The following is a 20258-nucleotide window of genomic DNA, read 5'->3' as shown; positions in this document are numbered from 1 at the left end:
ACCGTTTCGCCTGTTCACGCGTCTCTCCTCATGAGACCTGAACGGACGTCGCGCGCACGACGACGCGCGCACATCGAAGCGGAGTGAACGGGCATGGGCATCATCGGCTGGATCATCCTCGGACTGCTGGCGGGCGGGATCGCCAAGGTCCTGCTGCCCGGCCGTGACCCGGGCGGCCTGATCGGCACCACCCTCATCGGCATCGCCGGCGCCTTCACCGGCGGCTGGCTCTCGGCGAAGTTCCTGAACCGGTCGATCCAGAACGATTTCTTCGACCTCGCGACCTGGGGCTCCGCCATCGCCGGCTCCCTGGTCCTCCTCGTCGCCTACCGCCTCCTCTTCGGCAACTCCCGCAACTGACCGGCGGGCCGCGGACCGGGACCCGGGACCCGGGACCCGGGTCCGGGCGTCAGACCTCCATGTAGGCCACCGTGCCGGTACGCCGGGCCGCGTCGATCTCCCGCAGGCGGGCGAAGTTCGCGGGGCTCATCAGCGCTTCCCACTCCCGCACCGAGTGGACCCGTACCTCGCTGTGCTCCTCGGGGTCGAGGACGATGGCGGCGATCTGTTCGTCGGTGAGGGTGCCGCCGTCGAAGAGGAAGCCGATGTGGTTCGCGGGCCAGGCCTCGCCGCGGTCGGCGATGAACTGCGTGCCCAACAGCTTGCGCTCGCCCTCGAAGGCGATGCCCGTCTCCTCCAGGCACTCCCGGACCGCGCACTCCCAGGGCGTCTCGCCGTGGTCCATGTTCCCGCCCGGCCACTGCCAGACCTCCGTGGGGTACGTGGCACGCAGCTGCACCGGGCGGCCGGCGGTGTCGGTGAAGTAGAGGCAGGCGTAACCGGTCGCCCGGGGGATCGTCTTGACGTACTCGGCGGGCGGGAGCCAGACGGACACCGTTCCACCTCCGTCCGGGCCTCGGCCCCTCGGGGACATCGGGCAGGCACACTACCCACGCCGCGCGCGGCTCACGCCCACGTTGGGGCCCCGGACCGGGTCCGTGATGTCCACGTCCCGGTACGGGTGCACCGGCGTCGGTGGCGGCGCCTACGATGACCGGCCATGGACAGCAGTGAGGCCGGCAGACGGTTGATCGACGGGCGATTCGAACTCGCCCGTCCCCTGGGCAGTGGCGGGATGGGCACGGTGTGGCTCGCCCGCGACATCGCGCTGGACCGGGAGGTCGCCCTCAAGGAGGTGCGGCCGCCCGACCCGGCGACCGCCGCCGCGCAGCCCGGGCTCGTCGTCCAACTGCGCGAACGGGCCGTCCGCGAGGCCCGGGCCCTCGCCCGGCTCGCCCACCCGAACGTGGTCACGATCCACCACATCGTGGAGCCCGAGCCCGGCTCCGACGGCCATCCGTGGATCGTGATGGAGCTCGTCCGGGGCGGCTCCCTCGCCGACCGGCTGGAGGCCGGGCCGATGCCGGTGGCGGACGTGCTGCGCCTCGGGCTCGACCTGCTCTCCGCGCTGCGGGCCGCGCACGCGGAGGGGGTGCTGCACCGTGATGTGAAACCGGCCAACGTGCTCCTGCGCCCCGGCGGCTCCGCGGTGCTCACCGACTTCGGGATCGCCGCCCTGCACGGAGCGACCGGGCTCACCTCGACCGGAGCCCTGATCGGCTCGCCGGAGTACATCGCGCCCGAGCGGGCGCGCGGCTCTGAGGGACTGGCCGCCTCCGACCTGTGGTCGCTCGGGATGCTGCTGTACGTGGCCGCGGAGGGGGTGCACCCGCTGCGCCGGGCCACCAGCCTGGCCACCGTGGTCGCGGTGCTCGACGAGCCGATCCCCGCGCCGGTCCGGTCCGGCCCGCTGGGACCCGTACTGGAACGGCTGCTGGTGCGGGACCTGTCCGTGCGGCCCGACGCCGAGGAGCTGGAAGCGCTGCTCCGCGGCGCGAGCAGTGCTCTCGCAGGCGCCTCCCCGGTGGTACCGACGGTCAGCTTCGGGAGCTTCGGGCCGGCGACCCCCGCCCCCGGTCCCGCCATGGGCCCCGTACCGATACCGGCGGCGACGCACAGCCCTGTTCAGGCACCGCAGGCGCCGTTCGTTCCGGGCGCGGGCAACCCGTACGCGTTCACCGTCCCCGTGACCCTCCCCGCGCCGCCCGCCCCGCGCCGGCGCCGTCGTCCGGCCCTGCTCGCCGGACTCCTCGCGGTGGTCCTGGCCGCGGGCGTCGCCGGCCTCGTCAACTGGCTGCCCGACGGGAACGCCGACGGCTCCACGGGCAAGAGCGGCGATACGAAGACCACGGACACCGCGTCCGCCTCCGGACCGGCCTCCCCGGCCCAGGGCACCGCCGTGGCCCTGACCCCCACCCCCACCCCGAAGGCGAGCACCCCGAAGCCGGTCACCCCGCCCAAGGGCAGCCTGATCGACCCGGCCAACATCCGTACCGCCGTCGAGGCGTTCAAGCAGCAGACGGGCACCACCACCTTCGTCGACATGAAGGTCTACGACGAGTACGTGCTCGCCGACATCCCGACCGCACCCGGAGCCAAGACCGTCGACTCCTGGCAGTACCGCGGCGGCGTCGCCAAACGCACCGGCCCGTCCGGCACCGTGAAGCCCGGCGATCCGCTCATGGACATGGCGGCGCTCGACTGGGACGCCCTGCCCGCGCTGATGGCCGAGTCGACGAAGGAGCTCGGCGTCGACAATCCGAGCTCCCGCTACCTCAACGTCTCGCCCTGGATGAACACCCCCGCGGTCCGCCCCTACCTGAGCGACGAGTACGGACAGGGCGGCTACGTCCTCGCCGGCACCGACTTTAAGATCAAGAAGGTATACCGGAGCTGAAGGCCTACCGGAGCCGAGGGCTCAGCGGAGCCGGCGGCCGGGGAGGCGGAGAACCACCACCATGCCAAGCTGGCGCAGCACGCTCACGACGGCCGGGATAACCGGCGGCCCCCGCCTCCGGGCCGACTGCACGTACGCCGCCCGCCGGGTCCTGCGCCGGGAACCCGCGCCGTACCTCGCCCTGCGGCTGCCGGCCGCACCCCCGCTCGTACCCTGGCTGGTGGCCGGCCTCGGCTTCATGAACCGGGTCGACGACGTCGCCGAGACCGGCACCGCCGGCCAGCGGGCCGCCGGCCTGGACGAACTGGGCACCGAGGTGCGCCGCGCCCTGGACACGGGGGACAGCCCCGACCCGCTGCTGCGCGCCTACGCCCACGCCGTCGACTCCCGTGGTCTGCCCGCCGATTGGGTGTTCCGGTTCCTCGACGGGGCGGCCACCGAGGAGGCGGTCTTCGACGGGTTCGCCGCCGAGGAGGAGTTCCAGACCTACCTCGACGCCTACGCCTGGCCCGGCGTGCTGGTCTTCACCGGCCTGCAGTACCAGGGCGGGCCCGACGCCGAACAGGCCGCGGGCTGGCGGAGGTTCGTGGACGCCGCCCAGCGGGTCGACTTCCTCGCGGACCTCGCCGGGGCGCGCAGGCCGCGTACGGCCGCCTGACTCAGGCCGCTTCCGGCCCGGAGAGGTGGCGCAGGCGGTCGGCCGCGCGGCGGCCGCGGGCCTCCAGGGGGAGGACTCCGGTGGCCGCGGCCAGGCCGGCGGGCGGCATGTCGGCGTAGATCGACTCGTACGACCCCTCGGGCACGATGTACGACTCGTGCCACAGGCCCACGTGCTGGCGGACCTTGCCCGCGTGCTCCTTGCGGTTGATGATCGCCCAGACCCGGTGGTGGAGCATGTCGGGAGCCGCGGCGTACGCGTAGAGCTTCTCCTTGGACTCCCAGTACTGGACCACGTAGTAGGTGCGCGGCGAGGCGGTGAGCAGGACGTGGCCGAGCAGGCCCCGGCCCTCGTCCCGGGCCAGTTCGCGGAGCATGCGCGGCATGGCGAGCACGACCGGGATCCACTGGTGGAGGGCCCAGAAGTGGTTGATGCGTAATCCGAGCAGGAGGACGACGACGTCGCCCTCGGCGGCCGCGGTGGTGCGGCCCGGTATCGGCTTGACGGACACTCTGCCTCCAGGGGCGCGGTGGGAACGCGAACGCGACACGGTCAGGCCGTGCCGCCCGCGCATGATTGGATAGTGGCACTCTCCAAGGAAAGGCTCAAGAGATGCGACTGGCGGAGTTGAGCGAACGCAGTGGCGTCTCCACCGCGACCATCAAGTACTACCTGCGCGAAGGGCTGTTGGCGCCGGGGCGGCGGATCAGCGCGACGACCGCCGAGTACGACGAGGGGCACCTGCGGAGGCTGAAGCTGGTCCGCGCGCTGATCCAGGTCGGCGGGATTCCGGTGGCCACGGCCAGGGAAGTGCTCGCGCACGTGGACGACGAGTCCCTGGGGCGGACGATGCGGATCGGCGCGGCGCTGTGGGCGCTGCCGCAGGGGCCCGAGCCGGACGAGGAGGAACCGGCGGTGATCACCGCTCGGCGCGAGGTGGACCGGCTGCTGGAGATGCTGGGCTGGTCGGCGGCCCGGGAGGTGGGGGACCTGTCCCCGGTGCATCGCTCGCTCGTGTCGGCGGTGTCGACCCTCATCCGGCTCGGCTACCCGTGGGACGCCGAACTGATGGCTCCGTACGCCGCGTTGATGCACCAGGCGGCCGTGCGCGACTTCGACTTCATGGAGACGTACCCCTCCGAGGCGGAGAAGGTAGAGACGGCGGTGGCCGCGGTCATCCTCGTCCAGCCGGTACTGAAGGCCATGCACCGGCTGGCGCAGGAGGAGGAGTCGGCACGGCGGTACGGGCTGGAGTGAGGCGGGGGCGCGGTGCGTCGGTACGGGCCGGAGCGCGGCGGGGGCGGCGGAGGTGCGCCGGGGGTGTCGCCCGGCGGTACGGGCCGTGCGGGTCGGCGAGAATGCGCAGGGGGTACGCGGCGCGTGCCACCCGCCCCTCGTCACCCGCCCCTCGTCACCCGTCACCACGCGATGCGGCCCTGTGAGGCCGGGTCGCCCAGCACCTGGAGCGCCCGATGCCGCAGATCACCGTCGACTACTCGGCGAACCTGTCCGACACCTTCGACCGGCGCGGATTCGCGCTGGCCCTGCACGCGTTGATCACCGAGGTCGCGGCTGCCACCGTCGCGAACTGCAAGACGCGCTTCCGGTGTCTGGACGAGGTGTACGTGGCCGACGGGGCGCCCGGGGCTGCGCTCGTCCACGTACAGCTGGGCCTGCTGGCGGGCCGGACCGAGGCGGTCAAGGCCGAGTTGAGCGAGGCCGTGCTCGACCTGCTGTACAAGCACCTGACCGCCGGGGCGGACGGGGCCGGTCCCGTCGTGCACGCCTCGGTGGACGTGAGCGAGCTGGGAGCGGCCTACCGCAAGCTCGTTCAGTAGGCGCCGTTGACGTTGTCGATCGAACCGTAGCGGTCCGCCGCGTAATTGCAGGCGGCCGTGATGTTGGCGACCGGGTCGTAGGAGTCCATCGGGGTGCCGGGCACGTGATAGGCCTTGAAGGTCGGGTCGATGACCTGGAGGAGCCCCTTGGAGGGGATGCCGGCCGCCGCGTTGGAGTCCCAGTTGTTGATGGCCAGCGGATTCCCCGAGGATTCGCGCATGATGTTGCGGTGAATTCCGTCGTAGCTTCCGGGAATTCCGTGCTGCGCCATGACGTCGAGCGACTCCCGGATCCAGCCGTCGAGGTTGTTCGCGTAGCCGGTGGCGGCCTTGGCCGCGGCCGGCGCGGCGGCGGCGGCGACCCCGGTGAGGTTCAGCTTCAGGCCGGGGCGGATGGCCGAGGGGTCGGCGCCGACGATGCCCTTGTTGGCCTCGTAGAGCTTCTGCCAGCCGCCGCCGATGGAGTGCTCGGCCGCGATCTTGCTCAGGGTGTCACCGCTGACCACGGAATACGTCGTCGGGGCGACGGTCACCTCGGCCGCCCCGGCCGTGGTCGCGCTGATCAGCGGGAGGGCCAGCGCGGCGCTGCCCGTACCGGCGAGGGCCAGCTTGCGGGTGAGTGCGTTGTGCTGCTTCGGCCGGCGGTGCTTTCCCTGTGCGGGCATGGCGGAATTCCTCACGTGGGGGACGGAAGAGCCCTGGCGGAGGCCGGATTCGGCAGCTGACCACCTGGAATGAGGCGACCGTAGGCGAGGCCGGCGGGCCGGAACAAGACACGAATTCGACCGGGAGATCAACTTCCCGCATTCGGTCCGGTGGATGACCTTGAAAAGAGGTCGGGGAATTCGCGAATATCCAACCGGGAAAAGGGAATCGTCCCTCGCGGGGAAATGATGTTGACGCCGCCGGAGTGACTCACATCACGAGCCGGCGGGCGAGGGCCCAATCCGGGCAAGTCGCCCGTCGCCGGGCCTGATTCGGGCGACCCGCCCGTTGGTGGCGAATCGCCCATCACGGGTCAATAGGACCTCGTGGTCGGTCGGGATGTGGCGCGCCAGTGCCCCGCGGGCCGCGTGCGGGCTAGGGCCTGTCGTCAAACTGCCGTCTGCCGGCGTCCGTGCGCAGCGCAGGCCGCGATGTGATCGATCACGAAGCCGGCGTCGGCCTCCGGATCGGTCGGCCGGGGCGGCTCGGGACCGTCCCCGTCCCCGTTGCTGTGGATGATCTCCTCCAGTCGTGCGACGGCGGCCGGGACCTCCCGGCGGACCTCCCGGTCGTCCGTGTCGTCCTTGGCCTGGAACCGCAGGGTCGGCTTCGGCCGTTCCCGGGCGTCCCGCAGACCCACGCGTGACCGGTGCCCGTGCCCGGAGGTGCCCCGCTGCTCGGGGCGGGCATTCCGGACCCGGTGGCCGCCGGGCCGCCGGAGCGTCGTCAACTCGGCATCGAGTGACCGAGGTTGTGCCGGACGCGACGGCCTAGCGGAGCCGCGCCAGTTCGTGCAGCGCCGCCGCGACCGATTCCGGGCTCGCCGGCAGCAGGGGGAGGCGTACGTCAGGGGTCGGGATGCGGCCCTGTGCGTACAACACCCCCTTGATCACGGTCGGGTTGGGCTCGGCGAAGAGGGTCGCGGAGAGCCGGGCCAGCGCATGGCCCAGAGGGCGGGCCCGGTCCGCTTCGCCCGCCCGCCAGGCGGCCGCGAGCTCGGTGAACCGGTCCGTCGCGAGATGCGCCGACGCGAGGACCCCGCCCGCCGCGCCGAGCGCGAGCAGGGGCGACAGGAATGCGTCGTCACCCGCCAGCACCGCGAAACCGTCCGGCAGGTCACCGAGCAGTGCCACCGCTTCCCCGTCCAGCGAGCCGACGGCGTACTTCACCCCGGCCACCCCGGGCAGCGCACCGATCTCCCGCAGCAGGGCCGCGTCCAGGGGCTGCCCGGTCCGGTACGGGACGTGATAGACGACCAGCGGTACGGGGCTCACCAGCGCCAGCCGCTCAAAGTGCGCCAGCACCCCGGCGGCCGCGGGCCGTACGAAAGCGGGCACGGTCACCAGCGCGGCCCGCACCTCGGGCCACCGCTTCAGCCGGCCGAGCGACTCCTCGGCGGCCCGGGTCCCGCTCGCTCCGGCACCCACGGTCAGCGCCGCCCCGCGCTCCCGGCAGACCCGGGCACAGACGTCGGTGACGAGGTCGCGCTCGGCCTCGTCGAGGGCGGCCGGCTCGCCGGTGGTGCCCAGCGCCACGATCCCGGTGGCTCCCGCGTCGAGCACCTCGTGGGCGAGCGCCTCCAGGGCGTCGGCGGCGACCTCGCCGGCGGCGGTGAAGGGGGTGATCAGCGGCACGTGGATCCCGTGCGGGGCGTACGGACCGTACGGGCCGGGGGCGGCGGCAGGCGTGGGCGAGGTCCTGAGCGTCTGGGTGGTCATGGGTCGAGCCTGACCCGCTCCGAGCATCGAATCCAGTTCGCCTTTCTTATCTGAACCGTAAGCTGATCCGATGCTCGATGTACGACGCCTGCGCCTCCTGCGCGAACTCGCCCGCCGGGGGACCATCGCCGCGGTGGCCGAGGCGCTCTCCTTCAGTCCTTCGGCGGTGTCCCAGCAGCTCTCGGTCCTCGAACGCGAGGCCGGTCTGCCCCTGCTGGAGCGCACCGGGCGCCGGGTCCGGCTCACGCCCGCCGGCCAGAACCTGGTCCGCCGCGCCGACGCGGTGCTGGAGCTGCTGGAGCGGGCCGAAGCGGAGCTCGCGGAGGCGCGCGGCGGGCTGGCCGGAGCGCTGCGGATCGGCTCCTTCCCCACCGCGACCAGGGCCGTCGTCCCCGCGGCCCTGGTCGAGCTGGCCCGCCGGCACCCGGGACTGGAGCCGATGGTGTCCGAAACCGACCCGGCCGCGGTCGCCGACGCGCTACGGGCCGGGGACCTGGACGTGGCCCTGATCCACGCGTACGACTTCGTCCCCGCGCCGGAGGAACCGGGACTCGCCACGGAACCGCTCTACCGCGAGGCGATGTACCTGGCGACCCCGGCGCAAGGGGCCCGCACCCCCGACGCCGAGGCCTCCCCGGCCGGGGCCGTCGCTTCGGCCGGGGGCGCCGGGGCGGGCGGAGCCGGGCAGCGCGCGTTGCTGCGTACGCACGCCGACGCGCCCTGGATCACCGCCACACCCGGCACGCTCTGCCACGCCATGACCGTGCGCGCCTGCGAGGACGCGGGGTTCGTGCCGAGGATCCGCCACCAGGTGGACGAGTTCGCCACCGTGCTCGCCCTGGTCGCGGCCGGCCAGGGGGTGGCCGTGGTGCCGCAGCTGGGGATCACCGGACACGCGGATCCGGCCGTCACGCTCACCCGCCTCGTCATGGAGCGGCGCACCAACGTTGCCTTCCGCAGCGGCGCCGCGGCCCACCCCGCCGTGGCCGCCTTCGGCGCGGCCCTGCGGACGGTGCTGCCGCCCGAGCTGTCCGGGCCGCGGGCTTAGGGCGAGGCGGGCCACCGCACCCGAGCGGCACCCCATCGCGCTCAAGCGGCAGCCCACCGCACCCGGGCGCGGGGCAACTCCCGCGCACGGGGCAGCGCGTGTACGTTGGCCGGGGACCGGTGGAACCCTCGGGGGGCCTCCGGCGCAGTTGACGAGACCGTGATCGAGATCGGGGTAGCACGTGACGCATCGCGTACGAGGGGTCATCGCCCGGAGCAAGGGCGCACCGGTGGAGACCACGACGATCCTCGTGCCCGACCCGGGCCCCGGCGAGGCGCTCGTACGGGTCCAGGCCTGCGGGGTCTGCCACACCGACCTGCACTACCGGGAGGGCGGGATCAACGACGAGTACCCCTTCCTGCTCGGCCACGAGGCGGCCGGAGTCGTCGAATCGGTCGGCCCGGACGTCACCTCCGTGGCCCCCGGTGACTTCGTCGTCCTCAACTGGCGTGCGGTGTGCGGGAGCTGCCGGGCCTGCAGGCGCGGCCGCCCCTGGTACTGCTTCGCCACGCACAACGCGACCCAGCCCATGACCCTGGAGGACGGGACCCCGCTCTCCCCGGCCCTCGGCATCGGAGCCTTCGCCGAGAAGACGCTGGTCGCCGCCGGTCAGTGCACCAAGGTGGACCCGGCCGCTTCGCCGGCCGCCGCCGGTCTGCTCGGCTGCGGGGTGATGGCCGGCCTGGGCGCCGCCCTGAACACCGGCAACGTCGGGCGCGGCGACTCCGTGGCCGTCATCGGCTGCGGGGGCGTGGGCAATGCCGCCGTCGCCGGGGCCAGGCTGGCCGGAGCCTCCCGCATCATCGCCGTGGACCTGGACGACCGGAAGCTGGAGTGGGCGCGGGGACTCGGCGCCACGCACGCCGTCAACGGCGGTACGCAGGACGTGGTCAAGGCCATCCAGGAGCTGACCGGCGGCAACGGCGCGGACGTGGTCATCGAGGCCGTCGGCCGCCCCGAGACGTACAAGCAGGCGTTCTACGCGCGCGACCTGGCCGGCACGGTGGTGCTGGTCGGCGTCCCGACGCCGGAGATGCGGCTCGAACTCCCGCTGCTGGACGTCTTCGGACGCGGCGGCGCCCTGAAGTCCTCCTGGTACGGGGACTGCCTGCCCGAGCGGGACTTCCCGCTGCTCATCGACCTCTACCTGCAAGGCAGGCTCGACCTCGACGCGTTCGTCTCCGAACGGATCGCCCTGGACGGGGTCGAGGCGGCCTTCGCCCGCATGGAACGGGGCGAGGTGCTCCGCTCGGTGGTCGAGTTCTGACCACGCACCCACCGGTGACCGGCCTGAGGCAAGCCCACGACGACGCCCGCGCGATCGTGGCGGCGGCCCTCGGGCGGGACCCCGGCCCCATGGCCGCCGCCGAGAGCGGCTCCCACCACGTGTACGTCGGCTCGGACGTCGTCGTGAAGCTCATCGACGCCGCCTCCCACTCCCGGCTGAACAGGGAGATCGCGCTCGCGCCCGACCTGCCCGCGGGCCTCACGGCCCCCGTGCTCGGCAGCGGGCTCCACCGGCTCGGGACGCGCGAGGTCCGCTACGCCTGCTACGCCCGTGTGCCCGGGTCCGCTCCCGGCATGGGCATGCCCGGCGTGGACGGTGCGACCGCGCGCGCGTTGGCGGAGCAGGCGGTCGAGCGGCTCGGCCGGCTGCACGGCTGGGTGCCCGCGGCCGGCGCCGACCGCACGCTGAGGGAAACCCTCGACCACGGCGGATTCACCGGCCGGGCCGCGCTCTGCGCCGAGATCGAGAGCCTCGCCGCTGTCGACCGGCACGGATCCGTACCTCCCCGGCTGCTCGACGGTCTGCGGACGATCGCGGAGCGTGCGCCCCTGCACGCCCGTACGGTCGTCCCGGTTCACGCGGACTGCCACTGGGACAACTGGCTCGCGTGCGACGGCAGCGTGAGGGCCCTGCTGGATTTCGAATGGGCCCGCTTCGGAGAACCGCTCGATGACTGGTTCTTCCTGGCCCGGTTCAGCGGCCCGCACACGGAGACGGTGCTCGACGTCATCGCCCGCGCGACACGGACCGCCCCGGAAACCCTCCGGGCAGGCTGCGAGGTACGCGAAGCGACCTACCTCGCCTCCGACCTCCGCATCGCCCTCGAACACCCCGCCACCCATGCCCGCATGGCCGCGGACAGGCTCCACGCACTCGACGAACTCATCGTCGGCCGCTACTGGTGGCGTCCCCGGTAGCGGCGAAGGGCCGATCAGAGCCGTGGAGGGGGAGGACCCCCGACCGCCAGGACCGGAAGAGGTCCTGACCCCGGGCGGGGCCGCGGCCGACCCCGGTGCGGCGCTCTTGGCGCCTGCGGATATCGTCGGTCGCCCACGACATCCCCGGGGGACACATGCACGCCCGAACGATCGCCTTGATGGCGCTCGGCACCACGGCCCTGTTCACCATGACGGCCTGCGGACCCGACGCGGAGGGTGCGAGCGGCGCCTCGACGCCGGCGGCGACGCCGTCCGCCGCGCTGGACACCCTGCCGGTCGACCAGATCCTCGCCAAGTCCGGCGCGGCCATGGACGCGCTCAAGTCGGTCCACGTCACGGGCTCGCTGTCCAACACGGAGGACGGGAAGACCGCGGACGGAACGCCGGTGGCGGCGGGCACGTCGGTCAAGATGGACCTGGCCGTCGACAAGAACGGCAACTGCCGGGGCACCGTGCAGATGGGGGGAACCGGGTCGCTCAGCATCATCAGGACGGCCGAGCTCGTCCATGTCAACGGGGACGCCGAGTTCTGGCGGAGCATCGCCGCACAGAAGAAGGCCTCGAAGAAGCAGGAGAACGCGGTGGTCGGCGCGTTCGCCGCGCACTGGGTGCGCATTCCCACGAGCAACCCGCAGGCCCGCCAGATGTCGGCCGCCTGCGACCAGATCACCCCGTTGACGAGCGTCGGCGCGAACGCGGTCAAGGCCAGGGAGACCGGGACCTCCCTGATCGACGGCAGGGCGGTGGTCGCGGTCTCCGCGCAGACCGCGCAAGGCCAGGAAGAGACCTACTGGATCGCCACCGAGGGCACCCCCCACCTCCTCAAGGCCCTGGTGGGCGGGGGCACGGCCGGAGAGATCGCCTACTCGGCCTTCGACACCCCCGTCGACACCACGCCCCCGGCGGACTCCGAGGTCATCGACATCGCGAAGCTCACACCGGCCGGCGCGGGCTCCTGACCCTCCGGCGAGTTCATGAGCGGGGATCCTCTGACGGAGCGTCTTGCGCACGAGGTCCGCGGTCACGGAGTGGTGTTGCCGCCTTGGTCGAGGCGCTTGAGGAACTGTCGTTGGCCGTCCAGGAATCCGTCCGCGAAGAGCGAGCGGGGCGAGAAGAGCGCGGTGAGCGTGACCTTGAGGTCCGACCGCTCGATGGACTGCTTGAGGAATGAATGGGTCGCGTCCGGGTAGCGCTCGGCCGTCAAGGCGCCGCCCGGATCCAGTACCTCGCGGTAGACGCGCTCCGTGTCGGCGGTGTCCACGTTGATGTCATGACCCGCGAGGGCCAGCAGTACCGGTACGCCGCGCAGGGAGCGAAGGTCTTGGGTGGCGTCCGCGGTGTGGTTCTTGGAGATGAAGCCCCAGCGGTCGGCGGTCATGCCGTCCGCGTCGCCGCCCATGGTCTGGACGTACTCCTCGAAGGTCGCGTGCCGTTCCAGCAGTCCTCGGGTGGCGTCGCTCCTGGCGATCGCCGCGTGGGTGCGGGCTGCTGACGCGCCGTCGGCGCGCAGCTCGGCGAGGAGGTTGTAGCGGCCCTGCCGGAGCCAGTTGATCGCGGGCGAGACGGCGATGACGAAGCTTATGGGTGTTCTGGCGGCGATCTTCGGCAGGACCCAGCCCGCCTGGCTGACGCCCCAGAGTCCGATCCGGTCGGCGTCGATGTCCGGGCGGGTGCGGGCCCAGGCGATGGCGGCGGCCGCCTCGTCGGCCCGGTCGTCCATGGACTGGCCGAGCCAGTTCCCGGGCGCGCCCGCGATGCCGGGCTTGTTCCAGGACAGTGAGGCGTAGCCGGCCTTGGCGTTCGCCTCCCACAGGGGCTTGTACCCGTCGTCATGGGTGGCGTCGACGGGGCCGTCGCCGTGGACGTACACGACCAGGCCGTGGCGCTTGCGGCCGTCCTTGGGGGTGGCCAGTACTCCGTCGAGGGTGTGGCCGCCGTGGCGGATCGACACCCGCTGCTCGTCCATGGCGTAGGAGTGCTGCCACAGCACCACGCCGACGAGGCCGGTGGCCACGACCAGGGCCGTGACGAGTGACCACACGGCTGTGCGGAGCCCGCGCCGTCGGCGCGGCTGGGTCTTTGTGCGCATGGGATCTGACCGCCTCTGTTCGGGTGAGCCGACCTGAAACTATCAGAATAAGAACGGTCGCCGTAAAGGTGATAGTTTTGAGGTGAAGGGTTGAAGGTGGGAGCGAGACGAGGGGGAGAGGCATGGGACGGGACGTGACGGACAGCGGTACCGGTGGACCGGTGACGGTCCGGCGGGGCCTTCCGGCCGGCGCCGAGCGGCGGGCGGCCGAGATGTACTGGGACGCCTTCGGCCGCAAACTCGGCCCCGCGCTGAACCCGCCGGACAAGGCGGTGCCTTTCATCGCCGCCCACCTGAACGCCGATCGCGCCGTGTGCGCGCTGCTCGACGGGCAGCTCGTCGGCCTCGCCGGCTACCAGCTCGGCGGCCGTGCCCTCACCGGGGGATCGGCCTCCGCCGTGCTGCGCGCGTACGGACACCTGCGGGGGCTGCCCAGACTCCTGCTCCTCGCCCTGTTCGAACGCCACCCGGCTCCCGGACAGCTCGTCATGGACGGCATCGCCGTGGACCCGGCCATGCGCGGCCGCGGCGTCGGGAGCCTGCTCATCGAGGAAGTGGCCGCCGTCGCGGCGGAGCGGCACTGCCGGGAGATCAGACTGGACGTGATCGACGTCAATCCGCGCGCCCGGGCCCTGTACGAACGGCGCGGCTTCACGGCCGTGCGGACCGCGCGCACGCCCTACCTGCGCGGTCTGCTGGGGTTCGGCGCGGTGACCACCATGCGGCGCGCCGTCGCAACGAGAGGGGCCGAAGTACTGTGAGCGCCGAATCGGACCACGTCGTCGAGGTCCCCACCCGCATGCTCGTCCACGCGCTGATCCGCGAGGACGGCAGCGTCGGCGCGGACGAGCTCTACACCGTCGCCAACACCCTGGGCATGAGCGACCAGCAGGTGCGGCTGTGCGTCAAACGGCTCGTGGCCGAGGGCCGGTTCACCCACGAGGGCCGTGGCCGCAAGGCGGAACTGCACGCGACCGCGGACACCACGCGCGCCCTGGCCCCGAACGCGGACTTCCTCCGGCACGCGTTCCGGCAAGACGCCGGGCTCGCTCCCTGGGACGGAGTCTGGCACCTGGCCGCCTTCGCGGTGCCCGAATCGGCGCGCGCGGCCCGGGACGCCCTTCGCGAGACGCTCGTCCACCTCGGCGGCGCCCCGCTCCAGGGCGGACTGTACGTCTGCGCCAACGCCTGGGAACCGTACGTCGAGGAAGCCGCCCACCGCCTCGGCGCGCAGAGCTCGCTCACCCTTCTCACCACGACAGACCTGCGCAAGGGCGACACCCGAGAGCCCGTCGAACTCGCCCGCCGCCTGTGGTCCCTCCACGAGATCGCCGACCGCTACCACCGCCTCGGCGGCATCGCCCGGCCCCGCCTCGCCCGGCTCACCGGCCCCGCCGGAATCTCCCCGCCCGAACTCCTCACCATCGCGGTCGAGCTCGCCGCCGAACTCACCCGCGCCATGGAGCCCGACCCGCTGCTGCCGCCTCAGCTCCTGCCCCAGCCCTGGCCCGGCACCCAGTCCCGGGAGCTCATCGCCCGGTGCTGGGCGGCCCTGGGCGAACGACACGAACGAGACGGCGGCGCAGCCCGCCCCACCCTCTTCCGCCTGTACGCCGACATCGCCCGGGAAGCCGCAGACAGGGCCGCGCGCTGAGGCGCGGGACGGAGGGCGCGCACGTCGACGCGTACCGCCTCCGGCAAGCGGCGGACGCACGGGCCTCGCGTAAGCTCGGGCGGGCCCGTCGTTCCGGTTCGTCACCACCCACCGGCCCCGGGACGGCTGCCGCGTACACCACCGCACCGCGCCGACCCCAGGGACCTCCCGTGACCTCCGTGAACCCCGTGCCCGCCGAGAGCGCCGCCGCCGGCAGCTACCGCCAGCCCGGTGTCGTCCTCACCGACCACCACTTCACCGTCCCGCTCGACCACGCCCGCCCCGACGGCGAGCGGATCGAGCTGTACGCCCGTGAACTGGTCGCCACCGGCAAGGACCCGGAGTCCCTGCCCTGGATGCTCTACCTGGAGGGCGGACCCGGCTTCGGCGCCCGCCGGTTCGTCGGCCGGCAGGCGTGGCTGGAGCGGGCCCTCGCCGAGTACCGGGTGCTGCTGCTCGACCAGCGCGGGACCGGCCGCTCCACCCCGGTCAACCGGCAGACCCTGCCGCTGCGCGGCGGCCCCGCGCAGCAGGCCGAGTACCTCGCACACTTCCGCGCCGACTCCATCGTGCGCGACGCCGAGACCATCCGCCCGCTCCTCACCGGCGGCGCGCCCTGGACGGTCCTCGGCCAGAGCTTCGGCGGCTTCTGCGTCACCCACTACCTGGGCGCCGCCCCCGAGGGGCTGGCCGCCGCCCTCATCACCGGCGGGCTGCCCTCCCTCGACGCCACCGCCGCCGAGGTGTACGAAGCCGCGTACCCCCGTGTCGAGCGCAAGAACCGGGCACACTACGCCCGCTACCCCATGGACGTGGAGCGGGCCCGCCGCATCGCCGCCCACCTCGTCGAGCGCCCGGCCGAACTCCCCGGCGGATACCTGCTGACGGCCGAGGCCTTCCAGTCCCTCGGTCTGCTCCTCGGCGTTTCCGACGGCAGCCACCAGCTGCACTACCTGCTGGAGGACGCCTTCGTCCCCACCCCGGACGGGCCCGCCCTCTCCGACGCCTTCCTGGAGGCCGTGCACGCCCAGCTCTCCTTCGCCGGGCACCCCCTCTACGCCCTGGTCCACGAGGCGATCTACGCCCAGGACCCGGGCGCGCCCATCGGCTGGGCCGCCGAGCGGGTCCGCTCCGGACACCCGCGGTTCGACGCCGCGAAGACCCTCGCGGGCGCGGACCCGCTGTACTTCACCGGCGAGACCATCCACCCCTGGCACTTCGACTGCGACCCGGCGCTCGCCCCGCTGCGCGAGACCGCCGAACTGCTGATGGCGCGCACCGGCTGGACCCCGCTGTACGACAGGGCGCGGCTCGCCGTCAACGAGGTGCCGGTGGCCGCGGCCGTCTACCACGACGACATGTACGTGGACACCGCGCACTCCCTGGCCACCGCCCGGGCGATCCGCGGCCTGAAGACCTGGGTGACGGACGAGTTCGAGCACGACGGGGTACGCGCCTCGGGCCCGCGCGTCCTGGACCGGCTGCTGGCCCTCGTACGCGACGAGGCCTGAGCGGCCCACCGGCCGCCTCAGCGCCCCGCTCCGGGCGGTTCCACGAAGGCCCGGGTCAGGTGCGCGGTGGCCAGCAGGGCGTGGCGGCGGACGGCCAGGGCCAGGAGCTCCTCCCGCGAGGCGCGGGCGGCGGCCCGGTCGCGTTCGTGGGAGTACGGGACCGCCGGATCGGCCAGCTGCACCGCGTGGACCAGTACGTCACCGGTGACGAGGACGTCCCGGTCCCGGCTCCCGCCGCCGGGCCCGGCCCTCCCTTCCACCAGCACCGACTGGTGGCCGGGCGTGTGCCCGGGAGTCGGCAGCAGGGTGATGCCGGGAGCGAGCCGGTGCTGTCCGGCCACCTCCTGGAGCTGCCCGGTGGCCCGCAGCGGGGCCACCGTCCAGTCCCACACGGGATCCGCCCGGTCCAGGGCCGCGACTTCCGCGCTCTGTACGAGGTACCGCGCGTCGGGGAAGAAGGGCCGGCCGGCCGCGTCCTGGGTCCAGCCGGTGTGGTCCTCGTGCAGGTGGGTCAGGACCACCGCCTCCACGTCGGCCGGGGCGATCCCGGCCTCCCCGAGCGCGGCGGGCAGCCGGCCCGGTACCGGGGCCCAGCCGGCCGCCGGACCCTGTGCCGGGCCGACGCCCGCGTCGATCAGCACCCAGCGGCCGCCCGGCCGGGACACGGCGAAGCACCGGAAGTCCAGCCGCCAGGAGCCGTCCGGCCCGGCCGCGCCCGGATCGAGCAGCGCGGCCCGCTCCCAGGCGGCGGCGCCCGCCCCCGGGAAAGCCGTGACCGCGGACTCGAAGAACGACCCGGTGGCGTCGAGCAGGGCCACCACCTGCCCCTGAGCATCCATGCGCCTATTGTGCGACCTATGAACGAACGACTGGACGGGCCCGCCCCCTTGGAGCCCATGCCCACCGACTGGCAGCGTGCGCTGGCCGTCGTCGCACACCCGGATGACCTGGAGTACGGCTGCGCCGCGGCCATCGCGGACTGGACGGACGGCGGCCGCGAGGTCGTCTACCTGCTCGCCACGCGCGGCGAGGCCGGCATCGACACCATCGACCCCGCCGCGTGCGCCCCGCTGCGCGAGGCGGAGCAGCGGGCGAGCGCGGCCGTCGTCGGCGTGCCCACGGTGGAGTTCCTCGACCACCGCGACGGGGTCCTCGAGTACGGCCTGGACCTGCGCCGGGACATCGCGGCGGCCATCCGGCGCCACCGCCCCGAGCTGGTGATCACGATGAACCACCGGGACACGTGGGGCGGGGCCGAGGGCGGCGGATACTGGAACACCCCGGACCACAAGGCGGTCGGCCGGGCCACGCTGGACGCGGCGGGCGACGCCGGCAACCGCTGGATCTTCCCCGAACTCCTCACGGAACAGGGCCTGGAGCCGTGGAACGGGGTGCGCTGGGTGGCGGTGTCCGGCACCACGACGCCCACGCACGCGGCCGACGCGGGCCCCGGCCTGGAACGTTCGGTGAAGTCCCTGATGGAACACAAGGCGTACATCGCGGCGCTGACGGACGAGGACCCGGAGACGTACGTCCGCACCTTCCTGACGGGCAACGCGCAGCAGGCGGCGGCCCGGTTCGGCGGCCGTCCGGCAGTGGCGTTCGAGGTCTTCCCGCGCTGAGCGGGGCGACCTAGGGTGTCCGCGTGATCGACACCATCAGCACGGAGATCGCGGAGGGTGAGGAACGGATCCGTCTGGACGTCGCGGACGGGATCGCGGAACTCACCCTCTGCCGGCCGGAGAAGCTCAACGGCTGGAGCTGGGAGTCCACGCGCCAGCTCGGCCTGCTCGCGGACCGGATCCGCTTCGACCCCGCCGTACGGGTGGTCCTGCTGCGGGCCGAGGGCCGGGCGTTCTGCGCGGGCATCGACGTGACGGCCCCCGGCGGCGCGATCACCGGCGGCTCGGCGGCGGAGCGCAACCGCAACTACTACGAGGGCATCCGCTGGGTCCACGAACGCTTCGCGGTCCTGGCCCGGCTTCCGCAGCCGGTCGTGGCGGCCGTGCAGGGGTACTGCCTGGGCTTCGGCTTCGAACTGGCCCTGATGGCGGACATCCGGGTCGCCGCACAGGACGCCGTCTTCGCCCTGCCCGAGGCCCAGTTGGGGGTGGCGGTGGACGCGGGCGGCGACCTGCGCATCGCCCGCGAGGCGGGCGCCGGCTGGGCCAAGTTCCTGGCGCTGACCGGCCGTCGCATCGACGCCCGGACCGCCGAGCGCCTGAACCTCGTCCAGCAGGTGGTGCCCACCGAGAAGTTGGAGGCGGTCGCCCGCGCCCTCGCCGCGGAGATCGCGGCCAACGCCCCGCTCGCCGTCCAGGGCATCAAGCGCGCGATCGACTCCTACGCGGACGCCGCCCTGCCCGCGGCCCTCGACCGCGTGGCGATGACGGCGGCCCTCACCCTCACCTCGGAGGACTCCCGCGAGGGCTACACCGCCAAAGCGGCCCGCCGCCCCCCGCACTTCACCGGAGGCTGAGAACCGGCCGGACGGAGAACGCCTCCCAGGCGGACTCGCCCTCCGGGCCGTACGCGAGCTCGGCCATCGCCGGGTTGCGGTTCGCCGTGGCCAGCGTCAGCCAGGCCCACAGGTCCCCGTACCCGCCGCACACGGACTCGCCGCCGTCCCCGCCGTGGACGGCGCCGGGGTCGTCGCTCAGCTCGGCGGCGTACGAGTCGTGGGCGATGCGCAGACCGAAGGCATTGGGCTGGCACCGCGGGGCGAACGTGCCGCTGCCGTAGGAGGGTTCGCCGATCGGGCAGGTGTCGCCCCACCGGAAGAGGGTGCGCGCACCGGCCCCGCAGGCGTGTTCCCACTCGTCGGCGCCGGGCATCCGCAGTCCGCGCCCCGCGAGCACCGCGGGCATGTCGGCGGGGAGTTCGGCGAGCGGCTCGTTCTCCACGGCCATGAACACCGTCGCCAGGGTGACGGTCCGGGGCGGGCTCAGCAACTCGGCCAGGTGGGACTTGAGATCGGGACCGTAGCCGTACTCCTCGGCCAGGCTCGACTCGAAGTCGGCGGTCTGCTCCGGGGTCGGCTCCCAGGCGTCCAGATCGAACCCGAGGCGGACCCGTCCCCCGGGTATCAGGGCGAACTCCCGCCCGTCCCGCTCGACGAACACGCGGTGGAGCGGGCCGCCGAGGTGCGGGACGGCATCGATGAGGCTCACCCGGGCACCCACCAGGCCGGCGGCTTCCCGGGCGAACCGGTGGACGTCCGGCAGGGCGAGCGAGCGCCACCGGTCAAGGGTCAGATCAGCGTGGGACATGCGGTCCATGGTGCACCGGACCACTGACAACCGGGCACGCCCCCCGTCCAGCGGCGACCGGCCCCCCGCTACTCCTCCAGGCGCAGCAGGGCGAGGGCGCGGGCGGAGACCGCCGGGAGGGGGTCGCGGCCGTCTTCGGCGGCCCAGTGTTCGAGGGCGACGGTGACCGCGTCGATGAGGACGGCCGCCAAGAGGCGGGTCTCCAGGGCGGCTTCGGGGCGGCCCGTACGGGCGGCGAGGACCGGTACGAGGCGGTCCTGCATCGCGCGGGCGGCCGCCAGCCAGCGCAGGCGGATCTCCGGGACGCGGCTCATCACCTGGATGAGGCGGACCGTCTGCCCGGGCTCCTCGTAGCGCGCGCCCGCCGTCGCGATGGTGAAGGCGGCCTGCGCGGCCTCGGTGAGGGGCTCCGCCGCGGGGCGCAGGGCGAGCTCCTCGACCAGGGTGGCGACCCCCGCGGTGAGGACCGGGGTCAGGGCGTCCTCCTTGGCCGGGCAGTACCGGTAGAAGGTGCGCAGCGAGATGCCGGCCGCCCGCGCGATGTCGTCGACCGTCGTGGCCTCGTACCCCCGTTCCGAGAACAGCGCGGCCGCGGCCTCCGCGATCTCGTAGCGGGTGGTCTCCCTGCGCCGCTCCGTCAACGACGGGCGGCCCGTACTCGCCGTGCTCACCGCAACACCTCCAGGGGTAGATGGGGCCAATGTGCCACACGATCGCACTGTGGCATGTTGTGCCATAAAGACGT

The 20258-nt window shown here is 73.3% G+C and carries 23 protein-coding genes; 14 read left to right on the top strand and 9 right to left on the bottom strand.

The features are described 5' to 3' along the window. Positions 1 to 93 precede the first annotated feature (93 nt). On the top strand, positions 94 to 360 hold the full coding sequence (locus AC3IX6_RS02565) for a GlsB/YeaQ/YmgE family stress response membrane protein (RefSeq protein ID WP_389432641.1): 267 nt from the start codon (positions 94 to 96) through the stop codon (positions 358 to 360). A 49-nt stretch (positions 361 to 409) separates the two neighbouring features. On the opposite strand, the gene AC3IX6_RS02560 is transcribed toward AC3IX6_RS02565, so the two are convergent. Beyond that, a complete protein-coding gene (locus tag AC3IX6_RS02560; protein WP_489368535.1) occupies positions 410 to 934 on the bottom strand; it encodes an NUDIX domain-containing protein in 525 nt (174 codons plus the stop codon). Positions 935 to 1060: 126 nt separating this feature from the next. Between AC3IX6_RS02560 and AC3IX6_RS02555 the strand changes: the two genes are divergently transcribed. Together AC3IX6_RS02555 and AC3IX6_RS02550 are read left to right on the top strand one after the other, a co-directional pair. Beyond that, on the top strand, positions 1061 to 2797 hold the full coding sequence (locus AC3IX6_RS02555; RefSeq protein WP_489368534.1) for a serine/threonine-protein kinase: 1737 nt from the start codon (positions 1061 to 1063) through the stop codon (positions 2795 to 2797). Between the two features lie 61 nt (positions 2798 to 2858). Then, positions 2859 to 3455, top strand: a complete 597-nt coding sequence (locus AC3IX6_RS02550; RefSeq protein ID WP_489368533.1) for a squalene/phytoene synthase family protein — start codon at positions 2859 to 2861, stop codon at positions 3453 to 3455. Between the two features lies 1 nt (position 3456). Here the strand turns inward: AC3IX6_RS02550 and AC3IX6_RS02545 are convergent, their stop codons facing one another. Then, on the bottom strand, positions 3457 to 3966 hold the full coding sequence (locus tag AC3IX6_RS02545) for a DUF4188 domain-containing protein (protein ID WP_489368532.1): 510 nt from the start codon (positions 3964 to 3966) through the stop codon (positions 3457 to 3459). Positions 3967 to 4067: 101 nt separating this feature from the next. On the opposite strand from AC3IX6_RS02545, the gene AC3IX6_RS02540 reads away from it, so the two are divergent. Together AC3IX6_RS02540 and AC3IX6_RS02535 are read left to right on the top strand one after the other, a co-directional pair. Then, the gene (locus AC3IX6_RS02540) at positions 4068 to 4712 is read left to right on the top strand and encodes a MerR family transcriptional regulator (RefSeq protein ID WP_489368531.1); all 645 of its coding nucleotides are present in this window, start codon (positions 4068 to 4070) and stop codon (positions 4710 to 4712) included. 215 nt (positions 4713 to 4927) lie between these two features. Next, the gene (locus tag AC3IX6_RS02535) at positions 4928 to 5293 is read left to right on the top strand and encodes a 5-carboxymethyl-2-hydroxymuconate Delta-isomerase (RefSeq protein ID WP_489368530.1); all 366 of its coding nucleotides are present in this window, start codon (positions 4928 to 4930) and stop codon (positions 5291 to 5293) included. On the opposite strand, the gene AC3IX6_RS02530 is transcribed toward AC3IX6_RS02535, so the two are convergent. The 3 genes from AC3IX6_RS02530 to AC3IX6_RS02520 form a co-directional block, all read right to left on the bottom strand. Then, positions 5287 to 5958: a transglycosylase SLT domain-containing protein gene (locus AC3IX6_RS02530; RefSeq protein ID WP_489368529.1), complete on the bottom strand. Its 672-nt coding sequence runs from the start codon at positions 5956 to 5958 to the stop codon at positions 5287 to 5289. The two genes, AC3IX6_RS02535 and AC3IX6_RS02530, sit on opposite strands and share 7 nt — an antisense overlap. A gap of 428 nt (positions 5959 to 6386) precedes the next feature. Further along, positions 6387 to 6728, bottom strand: coding sequence for a hypothetical protein (locus AC3IX6_RS02525; protein WP_489368528.1), 342 nt, complete (start codon positions 6726 to 6728; stop codon positions 6387 to 6389). A 40-nt stretch (positions 6729 to 6768) separates the two neighbouring features. Further along, the gene (locus AC3IX6_RS02520) at positions 6769 to 7716 is read right to left on the bottom strand and encodes a dihydrodipicolinate synthase family protein (protein WP_489368527.1); all 948 of its coding nucleotides are present in this window, start codon (positions 7714 to 7716) and stop codon (positions 6769 to 6771) included. A gap of 70 nt (positions 7717 to 7786) precedes the next feature. Between AC3IX6_RS02520 and AC3IX6_RS02515 the strand changes: the two genes are divergently transcribed. The 4 genes from AC3IX6_RS02515 (at position 7787) to AC3IX6_RS02500 (ending at position 11949) form a co-directional block, all read left to right on the top strand. Beyond that, positions 7787 to 8764 carry a LysR family transcriptional regulator gene (locus AC3IX6_RS02515; RefSeq protein ID WP_489368526.1) on the top strand — a complete coding sequence of 326 codons (978 nt, stop codon included), beginning with the start codon at positions 7787 to 7789 and terminating at the stop codon, positions 8762 to 8764. Between the two features lie 181 nt (positions 8765 to 8945). Then, positions 8946 to 10031: an S-(hydroxymethyl)mycothiol dehydrogenase gene (locus AC3IX6_RS02510; protein ID WP_489368525.1), complete on the top strand. Its 1086-nt coding sequence runs from the start codon at positions 8946 to 8948 to the stop codon at positions 10029 to 10031. A 14-nt stretch (positions 10032 to 10045) separates the two neighbouring features. Further along, positions 10046 to 10969 carry a phosphotransferase family protein gene (locus AC3IX6_RS02505; protein WP_489368524.1) on the top strand — a complete coding sequence of 308 codons (924 nt, stop codon included), beginning with the start codon at positions 10046 to 10048 and terminating at the stop codon, positions 10967 to 10969. Positions 10970 to 11124: 155 nt separating this feature from the next. Beyond that, the gene (locus tag AC3IX6_RS02500; protein ID WP_489368523.1) at positions 11125 to 11949 is read left to right on the top strand and encodes a hypothetical protein; all 825 of its coding nucleotides are present in this window, start codon (positions 11125 to 11127) and stop codon (positions 11947 to 11949) included. A 62-nt stretch (positions 11950 to 12011) separates the two neighbouring features. Here AC3IX6_RS02500 and AC3IX6_RS02495 read toward each other — a convergent pair whose 3' ends face one another. Then, the gene (locus AC3IX6_RS02495) at positions 12012 to 13079 is read right to left on the bottom strand and encodes an alpha/beta hydrolase family protein (RefSeq protein WP_489368522.1); all 1068 of its coding nucleotides are present in this window, start codon (positions 13077 to 13079) and stop codon (positions 12012 to 12014) included. A gap of 122 nt (positions 13080 to 13201) precedes the next feature. Here AC3IX6_RS02495 and AC3IX6_RS02490 point away from each other — a divergent pair, with 122 nt between their 5' ends. The 3 genes from AC3IX6_RS02490 to AC3IX6_RS02480 all read left to right on the top strand — a co-directional run bounded on the left by AC3IX6_RS02490 (position 13202) and on the right by AC3IX6_RS02480 (position 16244). Further along, positions 13202 to 13840, top strand: coding sequence for a GNAT family N-acetyltransferase (locus tag AC3IX6_RS02490; RefSeq protein ID WP_489368521.1), 639 nt, complete (start codon positions 13202 to 13204; stop codon positions 13838 to 13840). A gap of 38 nt (positions 13841 to 13878) precedes the next feature. Further along, entirely contained in the window at positions 13879 to 14733 is an 855-nt protein-coding gene (locus AC3IX6_RS02485; protein ID WP_489371713.1) for a PaaX family transcriptional regulator C-terminal domain-containing protein, read from the top strand. Positions 14734 to 14903: 170 nt separating this feature from the next. Further along, positions 14904 to 16244: an alpha/beta fold hydrolase gene (locus AC3IX6_RS02480; RefSeq protein ID WP_489368520.1), complete on the top strand. Its 1341-nt coding sequence runs from the start codon at positions 14904 to 14906 to the stop codon at positions 16242 to 16244. A gap of 17 nt (positions 16245 to 16261) precedes the next feature. Here the strand turns inward: AC3IX6_RS02480 and AC3IX6_RS02475 are convergent, their stop codons facing one another. After that, positions 16262 to 17083 carry an MBL fold metallo-hydrolase gene (locus AC3IX6_RS02475; RefSeq protein ID WP_489368519.1) on the bottom strand — a complete coding sequence of 274 codons (822 nt, stop codon included), beginning with the start codon at positions 17081 to 17083 and terminating at the stop codon, positions 16262 to 16264. Positions 17084 to 17101: 18 nt separating this feature from the next. Between AC3IX6_RS02475 and AC3IX6_RS02470 the strand changes: the two genes are divergently transcribed. Together AC3IX6_RS02470 and AC3IX6_RS02465 are read left to right on the top strand one after the other, a co-directional pair. Continuing rightward, entirely contained in the window at positions 17102 to 17866 is a 765-nt protein-coding gene (locus AC3IX6_RS02470) for a PIG-L deacetylase family protein (RefSeq protein WP_489368518.1), read from the top strand. 23 nt (positions 17867 to 17889) lie between these two features. Next, entirely contained in the window at positions 17890 to 18723 is an 834-nt protein-coding gene (locus AC3IX6_RS02465) for an enoyl-CoA hydratase/isomerase family protein (protein WP_489368517.1), read from the top strand. Here the strand turns inward: AC3IX6_RS02465 and AC3IX6_RS02460 are convergent. Further along, complete coding sequence (locus AC3IX6_RS02460) at positions 18710 to 19513, bottom strand: hypothetical protein (RefSeq protein WP_489368516.1); 804 nt, start codon at positions 19511 to 19513, stop codon at positions 18710 to 18712. The genes AC3IX6_RS02465 and AC3IX6_RS02460 overlap by 14 nt on opposite strands. Before the next feature lie 68 nt (positions 19514 to 19581). Then, entirely contained in the window at positions 19582 to 20184 is a 603-nt protein-coding gene (locus AC3IX6_RS02455) for a TetR/AcrR family transcriptional regulator (protein ID WP_489368515.1), read from the bottom strand. Between the last annotated feature and the right edge of the window lie 74 nt (positions 20185 to 20258).

Source organism: Streptomyces sp. GL_141, from assembly GCF_057834385.1.
This window is presented reverse-complemented; position numbering and strand designations above follow the sequence as displayed.

What these genes read in the sequence shown, in the direction of transcription:
- AC3IX6_RS02550 (WP_489368533.1), top strand. Translation starts at nt 2,859, where the DNA reads ATGCCAAGCTGGCGCAGCACGCTCACGACGGCCGGGATAACCGGCGGC.
- AC3IX6_RS02470 (WP_489368518.1), top strand. Translation starts at nt 17,102, where the DNA reads ATGAACGAACGACTGGACGGGCCCGCCCCCTTGGAGCCCATGCCCACC.
- AC3IX6_RS02460 (WP_489368516.1), bottom strand. Translation starts at nt 19,513, where the DNA reads ATGTCCCACGCTGATCTGACCCTTGACCGGTGGCGCTCGCTCGCCCTG.
- AC3IX6_RS02500 (WP_489368523.1), top strand. Translation starts at nt 11,125, where the DNA reads ATGCACGCCCGAACGATCGCCTTGATGGCGCTCGGCACCACGGCCCTG.
- AC3IX6_RS02555 (WP_489368534.1), top strand. Translation starts at nt 1,061, where the DNA reads ATGGACAGCAGTGAGGCCGGCAGACGGTTGATCGACGGGCGATTCGAA.
- AC3IX6_RS02540 (WP_489368531.1), top strand. Translation starts at nt 4,068, where the DNA reads ATGCGACTGGCGGAGTTGAGCGAACGCAGTGGCGTCTCCACCGCGACC.
- AC3IX6_RS02490 (WP_489368521.1), top strand. Translation starts at nt 13,202, where the DNA reads ATGGGACGGGACGTGACGGACAGCGGTACCGGTGGACCGGTGACGGTC.
- AC3IX6_RS02475 (WP_489368519.1), bottom strand. Translation starts at nt 17,083, where the DNA reads ATGGATGCTCAGGGGCAGGTGGTGGCCCTGCTCGACGCCACCGGGTCG.
- AC3IX6_RS02485 (WP_489371713.1), top strand. Translation starts at nt 13,879, where the DNA reads ATGCTCGTCCACGCGCTGATCCGCGAGGACGGCAGCGTCGGCGCGGAC.
- AC3IX6_RS02565 (WP_389432641.1), top strand. Translation starts at nt 94, where the DNA reads ATGGGCATCATCGGCTGGATCATCCTCGGACTGCTGGCGGGCGGGATC.
- AC3IX6_RS02520 (WP_489368527.1), bottom strand. Translation starts at nt 7,716, where the DNA reads ATGACCACCCAGACGCTCAGGACCTCGCCCACGCCTGCCGCCGCCCCC.
- AC3IX6_RS02495 (WP_489368522.1), bottom strand. Translation starts at nt 13,079, where the DNA reads ATGCGCACAAAGACCCAGCCGCGCCGACGGCGCGGGCTCCGCACAGCC.
- AC3IX6_RS02535 (WP_489368530.1), top strand. Translation starts at nt 4,928, where the DNA reads ATGCCGCAGATCACCGTCGACTACTCGGCGAACCTGTCCGACACCTTC.
- AC3IX6_RS02560 (WP_489368535.1), bottom strand. Translation starts at nt 934, where the DNA reads ATGTCCCCGAGGGGCCGAGGCCCGGACGGAGGTGGAACGGTGTCCGTC.
- AC3IX6_RS02515 (WP_489368526.1), top strand. Translation starts at nt 7,787, where the DNA reads ATGCTCGATGTACGACGCCTGCGCCTCCTGCGCGAACTCGCCCGCCGG.
- AC3IX6_RS02530 (WP_489368529.1), bottom strand. Translation starts at nt 5,958, where the DNA reads ATGCCCGCACAGGGAAAGCACCGCCGGCCGAAGCAGCACAACGCACTC.